Below are 11,513 nucleotides of genomic sequence, written 5' to 3'. Positions count from 1 at the left end.
GCTCCCCAATATTCTCTTAGTAAGCAGATTTCATCCCAGTAGACCAATACCAGCAAACATGATCAAGCAACTATTCAAAAAAAAACAGCACGAAAAAGGGGAGCCGAAGCTCCCCAATATTCTCTTAGTAAGAAGAGTAGATCTTAGTAGCACCACAGGTGATGCTCAAACTCTACGAGTTGGTTGCGGCGGAAATCGGATTCTTCCAAAGTCCTGACACCACGACCGGAAACGTTGATAATGTAGCTGCTGAAAAGGCGCAATTCAAAGATTTCGCGCATGTTGCGATACTCGGCATCATTGAACTTGTTCTTCCACTGAGTGTCTTCCAAAGTTTCAAGGATGTCTGCATACCGGAAGCAGACGAAGTTCTTGTCAGGCAAAGTTTCACCTGGATCGACCCAAACAAGGCGCAAGAACTGGATGTCATACACCATGTCCGAACGATTCTTGTCAAAAATACGGTCTTCAATGAACTCAAGGACAGACTCGAATGCGGCATAGGAAAAGTCACCCTCGACTGCACCGCCAGCAGCGCCAGCAGCAGGATCGGAGTCACCTTCGGTACCACCGTCGCCCATGTCATCACCAAACTCGTCGCCGCCGAATTCGTCTCCACCGAAGTCATCGCCGCCTTCGAAATCATCGAAGCCACCTTCTTCTTCGTCAAAGCTTTCGCCGTCGCCACCGCCATCGCCTTCGATCTGTTGTGCAATCTTCACAACATCTTCGTAGGTCAACGACTTGTTCAAGGAATCTGGATGATAGGCAAGGTACTTGCCAGACTTCAGACCGTTGATCAGCGCGGTAATGATACCTTGGGTTTCACCGTAAGCTGGGTTTCCGTACAAGCCGGGGCTTTCAGCATAGGTGAGAGGCTCGTTGATCTTTTCGGTGAGATCCAGTCGGTTCACGACTTTCCTTCTCCAAAAGTGGTCATCGACACGCGGAGGTATGCGGGCGCCCGGAATCTGAGCAGCCACCTCCGTCATGACACCGCTCAGGAGCAGCAGGAAAGAAAGAAAAGCTAATCTTTTCATGACAGATGAATTAATTATTTGATAATTGCGCCAATATAAAGATCCCTATCCCCGAATTGTTCTTCGACCTTCTTGTTCTGGAAGTTCATACGGTAAACAGCACCGATCTTGAAGAAGATTTTCGTTCCTGGAGGATCACCCCTGAGGGAGCTACCAAGCGGAACAGAAACACCTGCAACAGCATCTTTGCCATTACCGCTGAAGCTGGCAACCTTTGCAGGAGCGCCCAAGCTGCGAGCAGACAACAGATCCACAACATCGATCACGTAACGAGCGTCTTTAGGAAGTGCATTGCGGAAGTCATTGTCAGGACGGATTTTGACTTTGCAATCTGCCTTTGCAGGAATGGGTGTTGCACCATTGTACTCCTTGCCCAGCACTTCCAACACGATTTCAGGGCGTGGTGGCTTGATGACTTTGTACTTGATGTCATCAATTTTGATGTTTTGACCATTGGTCAAAGAAGACACGCCCAAGATACAAGTTTTGCCAGTAGGCACGATCGTGATCACACGCTTGTCAGTTCCGCTAGGAAGCACTTGGGCTTCTGTTGCTGTGAACTTAGGCGAGTAAAACTCACCCAATGCAGGACAATCAACATTGATCGTATTACCGCAGTTTGCATACAGGTTTTGAACCGATGCAGAGGTAATAACAACTTCAGGCTTCCTGATCGTGTACTTACCTTCGACTTTGAGGACAGCAACGTCTCCATTAGCTTTAGGCACTTTGATCTGTGCATGATACGTCGCTTCCTTTTCCGTTTGGCCTTTTGCGAAACCACCTGGAGCCGTAAACGTCATCGTTGCAGAGTTACCACCTTTGTCAGTTGTTACACCTGAGCCAAGGAATTCGGGCTTGATCTCGCTAGAAGACATCGCTACGAAGAGCTTCGTCTCAAACTTCATGCCTGCTGCAACAACACGTGAAGTTGGCGCATCCACGGCGATCAAGGAGTCGATTTTGAAAGTCACCGAACCCAATTTAGCTTTTACCAAGCCGAGAAGGTCAGAGTGAATTTCTTGAACGTCCAACTTGAATTTTTCCATCATTGCCAAGTCAGCAACGACTGGCTTACCATAAAAGGTGTGATACTCCCAAACCTGCTCCTTTGGTTCGTGGCACATTGGTTTGAACATATCTTCAACCTCTTTGGCCTTGCCTGTGGAATCCGTCGTTCCAACGAGTCTATTTTCTTTGACAAACTTATTTGCCCAAGCAACAAAACCGTTCAGCTCTTCCTTCAGTTTCTTGGCTTCACCTTCACCACGACCACCATTTGCAGCATCATTGCCACCCATCCAGAAACGGTAGTTGGCTTCGAGCTCCTTGATGTTGGTCATTTCGCCGGTCAACGGATCAAGTCCTGAAATTTCTTCCAAAACCTTGATGCGCTTCTCAATTTTACCGACCAATCCGGTTGCTTCCTTTTCGATTGCATCAGTGATGGCCATCAGGTATTCATTTTTCTTGTTTCCCTGACCAAGCTCTTCCGTGATTTTTGCTTTGATACCACCTTGGGTATCCTTGTTTTTTTCGCCGAAACTTTCGGCGGACTCGTGCAAAGAATCTCTGAGGCTTTTGAAGGCATCGAGGATCTCAGCACTCACGTTGAGCGCAAGAAGCGCCGTGAGTACGAGATACATCATATTGATCATCTTTTGCCGAGGGGATAGATTTCCACCTGCCATGATTTACTCCTTTCTAAAGTTTAACCGCTAAGAAATAATTAGAATGAAATAAATCAACCGCGATTCGACATTGCAGACAGCATACCGCCGTAGATGCTGTTCAAGTCGCGGAGGTTTTTGGTGAGGCTAGAAACCTCATTACGGTAAGCTTCGGCATCTTTGGAGGCTTCGACCATGTTGGTCATTGCTCCACCGAGGCTTTCGTAGAATTTATTGATGGTTGCAATGTGCTGTTGGGCGTCTTGCAATTCCATTTCATAAACGGCGTTGAGTGATGCCAAGTTTTTGGTCACGCGCTGCACTTCTTCATGATAAGCATGTGCTTGGGTAGCTGCACCACCCACGCTGCTTGACAGGCTGGTCATGGCGTCGACAGTCGAAGCATAGCCGTCGTTCAACTGAGACATTTTGCCGGTAGCATTGCGCACGCTAGCGGTGTACTCGTTGGTTGCAACAGTTGCATCTTCAATCTTGGCCAACTTGTCGACGTTGCTTTTCAAACCTTCCAAGGAACCGGAAAGTGAGTCAAACAAATCGGACGAAAGTTCAATGCCACCCATACCTCTTTCGGCAATTGCCAAGGCCTCTTCTGCAGACATACCTGATTTATCATCAGCCGTGTCCATCACAAATTCATCGTCTTCGTTCAATTGTGGGTACACTTTACCCCAGTCAAGTTCTGCGTGCAATGGTTCAAACGCAGACACGAAAAACACCACAACCTCTGTACCCATACCTGCGATCAGCATCTCGTTCGCGAAGGGCCAGTGCATGATTTTGAAAAGTGCGCCACCGATCACAACTGCTGCACCAAGACCGTAGACGTACTTCATGAACAGTTTGAATCCGCGTGATTCCAGAAAACCTTTTTTCTTAGCCATTTTGTTTACTTCTCCTTAAAAAGTGAATACTATCAAGAATAATTCCAGTGAATTCAAAGGGATATCACTCCCAGCGGTTGACTGAGCTAAAGATGCTTTTCTTGTGGTTGAATTGAGAACATCCTCATCCAGGCACCGCAGCTTGCGTTCTGAATTTAGAACGCAGCTGCACCCGAGCGACCAATCTGAGTGACCACCGAACGGAAGCCAACAAAAGATTTCGTGGTGTCGGAGTACTCATAGGTACGGGTTCCGCAAGAGAGGAAATAACCGATGTCTTTCCAAGAACCGCCGCGGATGACCTTACGGATATTAGCTCCGCCTGGTACTCTTTCTTCCGCCTTGTAACGTGGGTCACGGTAGACAGGGTTCAAATCGTGTGCATAGATGTAGCCAGACTCTTCGAAGTCATCCTCGCACCATTCGGCCACGTTGCCTGGCATGCACCAGAGACCGTAGTCATTTGGCCAGTAGCTACGTACTGGGCAGGTGTACTCGTAGTTGTCTGCGATATAATCACCACGGCCCGGCTTATAGTTTGCCAAGAAGCAACCTTTGGAGTTACGGATATATGGACCTTCCCATGGGTAGAGCTTGTGCTCAAAACCACCACGTGAAGCATATTCCCACTCAGCCTCGGTTGGGAGGCGGAAGCGTGGCATTGGAGGCATTTCAATCGATGCACGATAGGCATTGTAATGCGCTGTCCTCCAGCGGCAGAACTCCGACGCAGCATACCAGTTCACACCGACGACCGGATACTCATCAAAGGCAGGATGCCAATAATAGTTTTCGGTCAACGGCTCATTGTACGCAAACACAAAGTCGCGCATCCAGACACCAGTGTCAGGATAGACGAGCTTGGCCACGTCAGCTGCAAGGGTGTCCATTGCAGTTTCAATGAATTGACGGTATTCATTGTTGGAGATTTCGGTGTCATCCATGTAGAATGCACTCATGGTAATCTGACGGTTGTGAGCTACTTGTGAGTAGTTCACGTCCTGATCATTTTGACCCATGTGGAAGCTACCGGGTGGAATCAACACCATGCCGTAAGGAGTGGGCTGGTCCCAATCCGGACGGTCCATCACGCCTGTCAATTCGCCATTTTTGCCCGTTTGCTTACCTCCGAAAAGACCGCAACCACTCGCAAAAACAGAAACTGCAACAAGAACAAACAATAACCTTTTCATAGCAGACAAATTGAAGAATGTTGCAAACTAATGCGCCTATAATTAACAAACTTACAGATCTACGACCAACAAAACAAGAAATTCGTACTATCAAAACAAGCTCACAAACAAATAATCAGAAGCTTGGCCTATTCTTTGATAATTTAACTTTTCCTGAATGAACGATCGCGTCTAAACAAAGCCCCTAAACGGCCCTACAAGTCTTAGATATTGTTGATGTACAAGGTACGGGTACCGCGCCTTGGTGGCAAATTCTTGAACTTGGAAGGAAACGTATAAGAGAGTATTACTTCGTGTGAACCGGTCGTGAAGCGACCAAGTCCAGACGTGGTGTAATCGTAAGAATATCCGATAAACATGTAGGTCGAAGCATTAAAGCCGACGATACCGGAAAATGAATCATTGTTGGCTCCAACAAAACCGCGGTGGCTGATACCAAACACCATCGGGCTCACGTAGAGGTTCAGGTTAATATCAAACTGTGTGGTTGGGCCAGCCATTCTGAAGTTGACATTGGGCTCCAAGAAAGTTGAAGGACCCAAGTCGAAAACAAAACCTGCCTGCGCAGAAATGCCGCGGGAAAGCACGGTCTTTACTTGGTCAGGCACTGCCATCAAATTTTCCATGGAAGGCTCCAAGATGTGGGAAACTGCACCTCCGATATAAAACTTGTCCTGTGGATATGCACTTGACGATGCCGTCTTGAGCGGAACGTGGAAATAAACACCTGCATCAAGGTCAGGAACTGTGAGTGGAGTCTTGGAGAGCGGCAATACAGGGTCAATCCCAGCGCTTTGATTGTAGATCCAATCACCATTCAGCACCTTCTGATACACGCCACCAGCGACACCGAGGTTCAAATATGCCTTCTCTTCACCGAATTTAAGGTGAAATGCATAGGCCCCCTTGATACCGACAGTGCTCAATGGACCCAAGCGGTCACCGATCAGGTAGGCACCAAGCCCGCCGTGCAATGCCTTGCTATATCCGTTGATGCTTCCAGTCGTCGTGTTAGGCGCCTGCGGGATTCCCACCCACTGCGCCCTGCCCAAACCTGTAATGTTGGTAGCCTGTAAGGCACCAGCATAGGCAGGATTTTGCACGAACCGATTGAACATAAACATCGTGTACTGTGGGTCCTGCTGCGCAAATGCCGCAGGCGATAGTACAATCACCAACAAAAACCCCAGTAATAAGCTCCTCATGTATGCTTTGAATAAATTCAGACGTTGAAATTGGGAATTATAATTCAAAGTTACAAATTTTTTTGAGTCAGGAGCCGCTCACCACTCGTTCGGAGAATGCACTCTTGCCTTACAAATTCAAATCGGTAACACATGTGAATTCAGGTATTTGCAATTTTTTTTCGTGTGAGGTCATGCTGGAGTTCCGTGTCTTTTCCTTCCTGGCCCCACCCGCTTTCAGGTGCCATGCTACCCGCAAAAGGCAAGGCAACATGCAGACACATATTATATATGTGTTACTTGTTAAATTCCTTCAAATATGCCTCAATTGCGGCCGTCATGGAAGGGATGTTGGGCAAGGGTGCCTCGATGTCCACACGCAGTCCAGCATCGCGAATTGCCTTGGCAGTCGTCGGGCCAAAGGCCGCGATCACCGTTTCATTCTGCTTGAAATCAGGAAAATTTTGATTCAACGATTCGATTCCAGAAGGAGAATAAAAACAAAGCATGTCGTAATAAACATCCCGAAGGTCGGATAGGTCGCTGCTGACCGTGTTGTAAATGACTGCCTCGACCAAGTGGTACTTTTGCTCAATCATCCAATCCGTCAATGCAGTTGTATGAATGGAGCTACATGGAAAAAGGAATTTCTCCTTGTTGTGCTTCTTGACGATGTCAATCAGGTCATTGCTCGTCCGCTCGCCTACGTATAGCTTTCTTTTACGGATGACAATGTATTTCTGAAGGTATTTTGCGGTAGCATCGCTCACGCAGAAGTACTTCATTTCAGCCGGCATCTCGATTTTCAATTCCTTCAGCAAGCGGAAGTAATGATCGATCGAGTATTTGCTGGTGAAAATCACCGCTGTAAAATCAAGGGGATTGATATTTTGTTTTCGGAACTCGTTCAGGGTCACACCTTTGATTTCGATAAAATTCCGAAAGTCAATTTTGAGACCCCACTTCTCCGCCAACTTCAAGTAGGGAGAATTCTCATCGGTTGGGTACGGCTGAGAGATGAGAATGGATTTAATTTTCTTTCCCATGGAGAATAGTTCGAGCTCCTTTTTGTAATAACAATTCAGCGAGGCGCTTGCCGGTTGCCTCTGCCTCTGACAGGCTGCAATCGGCCGACTCACGCAGCACCTGACTTCCGTCGGTCGAGGCAATGCCGCCCATCAGGCTAAGTGTCTGCCCGACGACAGTACCGAGGGCAAATATCGCAGACTGACATCCGCCTTCCAAGGTATGCAGGAAGGCACGTTCTGCCTTTACGGCCAATTCGGTATCGGCGTGATTGAACAAGCTTCGCAAAGTATCCGTCGCCGGATGACCCGCAGGCATTGTAACGCCGATCGCCCCCTGACCAACTGCCGGCGTAAACGTCGACACGTTGAGCTTACGCGTAATCAGATGTGTCAATCCCATCCGTTTGACACCCGCATAAGCCAAAAGTATCCCATTGCAATCGCCGGCAAGCATCTTTGCAACACGCGTATCTACATTCCCGCGCATAGGTACAACCTTGACATGCGGGAGGTAATGCATTAACAAAGCTTTACGTCGCAAAGACGAAGTGCCAACGGTGATACCGCGTGCTACATTGTCCAAGTCATATTCTTCACTTGAACTCAGCAAGACATCACGCGGATCTTCCCGATTTCCAACAGCCGCGAGGACGATTCCCTCAGGCAATTGCGTCGGCAAATCCTTGGCACTGTGTACTGCAACATCGATTTCACCGCGCAACATCGCATCGTCAAGCGCCTGTGTAAACAGACCTTTGTCCCCGATTTCGTGGAGGGGTTGCGCTTGTTGCAGATCACCTTTCGTTGTGTAAAGAACCAATTCCACCGATAGCCCACCGCCCTCAAGCACATCCTTTAAGTGATGCGCCTGCCACAAGGCAAGCTTGCTGCCCCTGGTACCAATCTTGAGGTTCATCGGCAAAAAAGCTTCATATAAGGATTAACCACGGTAAAATTTCGAGGGTGCAAATATACAAAATTTTCAGACTCCCCGAAATCTGATAAAGACGCCCAATTCCGCTGTAAAGCAGGAAAATGCGCCTTGCTCCATAGAGCAAAAACAAAATCCCCCAAATCCGCAAAACGATGGCACCTGGCGCAGGATCAAGGAAAAAGATGAAGCTCGCAGGCAAATAGGGAATCAAATTCAAAGGAAATGCCGCAAAAACATCCAAGTTCTGAATGGACGCACTCAAATTGAATACCCTGAAAACGGTTCCGATCGAATTGAAAAGGAAATATTTGAGCATGTTGAGAAGCACAACAAGCGTAAATGCCTCCAAGAAAAGTTGCCAAAGCGGTTGCGCAGCTCCTGCCAAGGTCCGATAAACAATGCTACGTGTGGTAAACAGGTTCAAAATCGACCAGGTTTCAGACAACTCCACATAATAAAGGAACAACGCAACAGTCACCGACGTCACAATCATGCGCAGGAGGTTCATGAGCCAGCGCTGCTCGATTTTGAGGAACTTGTTGTCGGCGATCAACTCCAGATAAATCTTGGTCTTCGTGACATATTCCCCAAGGCTGCCATAGGCACGCGGGGCGATCAACTTGAGGCTGATCATGCACAAAACAGGTACAAGCAGGAAAATAAGCAAGGAAACCTGATCCGGCGGATTCAGATCTGGGCTGCTGATCGAATGTTGAGATTGAAAATTGCCATAGTTGCCGGTCGGACGCAACTTGGGATCTCGCCAAAATTTCAGGCTTTTGTGGTCGGCTTGGCTGGCGTAAGGGTAGGAATTGTAAATCGCAAGGCTGTCTGCTGCTTGCGGATTGGAAAGCACCTTGATTCCCAGGCTTGCAAGGATCGACAACGAACGGTTGCTCGGGCGAAAGGGAAATGTAATGGGATCTGCAAAAGGATAGGCAAACAATCCGGTTGCTAGCTTCTCGATAATGACCGTGTCGTTCAAATACTGATGCTCAGGTGACCATGCTGCGATCAATGCAGCCTTTTTTGAAGTGACAACAGTTTCCGGAAATCGAATCGGCACGGGCAAGCTGTCGGCTTGAAGCAACAGAACCTGCCTGAAAATTCCGACAAAACGCTCGGGATACCATGGGAATGAAAGTCCACCGGTAGATAAATGAATGGTCAATTCATTGTTGAGTGGTTTGAGCCACTGCTTTTCGAGGGCAAACAAATGCTCCTCAAAAGGGTCTTCCGTGACTGCGAGCAACCTTTCGTTCAAAAAAATCTCACTTGTCCAAGCGACCGCTTCAAAATAGAGATAGAGCGTATCTTGTAGCTTGTCAAAATCCTTGAGGTCAAAATTGCACTTGATCTGCATTTCCTTCCGATCAAAAAGATTGAAAGGAACGACATGGCGGTAGTTGTTCTCATCAAACCAGATTCCTTGCAAATCCAAAACAACACCAAGACCACTCGTGAGTGGGCTCGGATAGTAAGGTGTGTCCGCGGCTTTTGTGCGGCCGTTGGCAAGGAACAAGCATGCAAACATCAAGCCTACGAGCCCAATGATCCTAAACTTGCTTACATGCGTGTTGTATACTGCCATTTGAGGGGAAATACCGCCGCGAAGATAATTCTTTTCAGTTGAAATGCCCCGATTTGCATGTCAAAAGACCTTTTCTATGTCGATGAAACAGTCGAGGTAAAGGGCAATTACATTTTGCACCATTGACAGGAGCAAAAGAACGGCAAGCACCGCCCTACCCAACCAAGACCTTCCTGACCATTCGATCAGCGGCCAAGACATGAACAGCATCAAAGGCATGAAAACAATGTGCCAACGCATGCCGATGCAGTCGCCACCGTAGTTGTGGGTGCGCAGGCCGATGTAGGCAATCACCAAGACGATGCCTGCCGTCAGCAGTTTGAGCATCGGAGTCAGGGTTGAAAGCTGCCTTCGAATGGCGGGAAGAAGGCTTGCCATTGGCATCAACAACAAAGGCGTCACAAAAAACAAACCCTTGATGCCAAACAGCGTCTTGACAAAATAAAGTGCCTGCGGCTCCAGCAACAGGTCGCTGTCTTTGGGTTGGGCCCAGTAGCTTCCCTCGAAGCGGTAAAGTTTGCCTTGCATGTAAAAGGGCTTCCATTCGCCGGAAATCGCATGAAACACCAGCATGGAAGGAAAAATCGGAACCAACATGCCCAAGGCCGCCAACAATCCGCCTTGCCATTTTTTCCAGAAAAGCATCCCCAGTAAGATCAAGCCAAAGGCAAGCGCCGGCAATTCGAAGGAAACCGTCAGGCCGATGAGCAAACCTGTCAGGCCCATTGCCCAAAGCCGTTGTTCACGGCCGATCCAGACACGATAAACGAGGTAGCAAGACAGAAACAGCAAGGATGCTCCCGGCGAATGGTTATTGATCTCCGGGGTGTAGCCAAATGAAATGAGACCCAAACTCATTCCCAACAGCATAAAATGCTGCGTCCAAGCGTCCTGCGTGAATTCGCCGAGCCAGCGCATCGCCACCCAGAGCATCAAGAGGTAGGGCAAAATTTGGTTCAGCAGAATGAGAAAGCGCAAATAATCCTTGCGATGGGCATAAAATTCCCATCCGGTGACGGCCTTCAGCGCCTTGGCCTCCCCTGCCATGATCAGTGGGTAAAGTGGCGGCTTGGAAGAATAAATCCGGTCATTGATCTTGATCGCGTCGATGCTCAAGTCAAACGGGGTCGTATCTCCGGGCGCGACATGCGCCCAGGAATTCCGCTCCACCAAACGTTCGACCGTGATAAACCGCGAACGGGCGTTGTCTCCCAATCGGCCCTTTTTCCAGAATGTACTTACCAGCAACAGGATCCCCAATCCGGCGATGATCCAGATCAAGCTGCGGCGCATTTTGGGAACCGAGTCCATGGAAGAAACAGTCATTCGCTGCAATTACGCGGTTTAATTGGAGAATTTGAAGGTTTCAAAGGGTCTTTTGCCGGGACTGTCCGCGCAAAATCCAGTACAGGATCCCCGAAAGCGCAATCAACCCCTGACAAACCAGCGCAAAGTGGTAGCCATACACAGGTTTTGGCATCAGTTTTCCAAAAAAGGGCATGTCGCTGGCATTTCCGCCAATTGTGAACGCGCCGATGATCGCCAAAATAAAGACGACGGTGGCAAATCCGGTGGCGATCATGGCCAACTTTTCGCCCTTTTCGAGCCCAACCATGATGGCTGCGACTGCTGTCAAGATTCCCAAAGCAAGGTAAAGTCCCGGAACAGCGACCATGAGCAAGTAACTGCTGTCGTCCAACATTTTACGCAGGTGTTCGGTGTCTTTGAATGCCAACTGCATTGCATCCCAGCCATTGAGTTCAAGCGTGGCCATGGTATAATTGGGCAGCAGGAAAAGCAGCATCAACAAAAAGGCCAAAATGCCCCAGAAATAGCCCAGGAGGCGGTGCGGACGCGTTATTGCAATCTGAAATTTCCAGGCCTGCGGGCCGGGTGTCGGCGAATTTTCTTCCATTTGAAGGCTCAAATTCGTGAAAAAATAGCATTCGCAGCGGTGAACTTCCTGCATAC

At 48.4% G+C, this 11,513-nt stretch carries 10 protein-coding genes; all 10 read right to left on the bottom strand.

Annotation, left to right across the window (positions count from 1 at the left end):
• Positions 1–143 precede the first annotated feature (143 nt).
• Positions 144–1,040 (bottom strand): hypothetical protein, encoded by an 897-nt coding sequence (locus tag IPN95_07270; protein ID MBK9449203.1) that lies wholly within the window; start codon positions 1,038–1,040, stop codon positions 144–146.
• A 14-nt stretch (positions 1,041–1,054) separates the two neighbouring features.
• The gene (locus tag IPN95_07265) at positions 1,055–2,689 is read right to left on the bottom strand and encodes a hypothetical protein (GenBank protein ID MBK9449202.1); all 1,635 of its coding nucleotides are present in this window, start codon (positions 2,687–2,689) and stop codon (positions 1,055–1,057) included.
• A 95-nt stretch (positions 2,690–2,784) separates the two neighbouring features.
• Positions 2,785–3,612, bottom strand: a complete 828-nt coding sequence (gldL, locus tag IPN95_07260; protein ID MBK9449201.1) for a gliding motility protein GldL — start codon at positions 3,610–3,612, stop codon at positions 2,785–2,787.
• Between the two features lie 155 nt (positions 3,613–3,767).
• Complete coding sequence (locus IPN95_07255) at positions 3,768–4,805, bottom strand: SUMF1/EgtB/PvdO family nonheme iron enzyme (GenBank protein ID MBK9449200.1); 1,038 nt, start codon at positions 4,803–4,805, stop codon at positions 3,768–3,770.
• 203 nt (positions 4,806–5,008) lie between these two features.
• Complete coding sequence (locus IPN95_07250) at positions 5,009–6,010, bottom strand: type IX secretion system membrane protein PorP/SprF (GenBank protein ID MBK9449199.1); 1,002 nt, start codon at positions 6,008–6,010, stop codon at positions 5,009–5,011.
• A gap of 275 nt (positions 6,011–6,285) precedes the next feature.
• Positions 6,286–7,035: a uroporphyrinogen-III synthase gene (locus tag IPN95_07245; GenBank protein ID MBK9449198.1), complete on the bottom strand. Its 750-nt coding sequence runs from the start codon at positions 7,033–7,035 to the stop codon at positions 6,286–6,288.
• Positions 7,019–7,933 (bottom strand): hydroxymethylbilane synthase, encoded by a 915-nt coding sequence (hemC, locus tag IPN95_07240; GenBank protein MBK9449197.1) that lies wholly within the window; start codon positions 7,931–7,933, stop codon positions 7,019–7,021. Before hemC ends, IPN95_07245 begins: the two co-directional genes overlap by 17 nt.
• A gap of 13 nt (positions 7,934–7,946) precedes the next feature.
• The gene (locus IPN95_07235) at positions 7,947–9,542 is read right to left on the bottom strand and encodes a DUF4271 domain-containing protein (protein MBK9449196.1); all 1,596 of its coding nucleotides are present in this window, start codon (positions 9,540–9,542) and stop codon (positions 7,947–7,949) included.
• 60 nt (positions 9,543–9,602) lie between these two features.
• A complete protein-coding gene (locus tag IPN95_07230; GenBank protein MBK9449195.1) occupies positions 9,603–10,868 on the bottom strand; it encodes a hypothetical protein in 1,266 nt (421 codons plus the stop codon).
• A gap of 40 nt (positions 10,869–10,908) precedes the next feature.
• A complete protein-coding gene (locus IPN95_07225; protein MBK9449194.1) occupies positions 10,909–11,511 on the bottom strand; it encodes a hypothetical protein in 603 nt (200 codons plus the stop codon).
• Between the last annotated feature and the right edge of the window lie 2 nt (positions 11,512–11,513).

This window comes from Bacteroidota bacterium, assembly GCA_016718825.1.
In the GTDB taxonomy this organism is placed as follows: Bacteria; Bacteroidota; Bacteroidia; order J057; family JADKCL01; genus JADKCL01.
The sequence above is the reverse complement of the archived record's forward strand: the minus strand, read 5'-3'. Positions and strand labels throughout refer to the sequence as shown.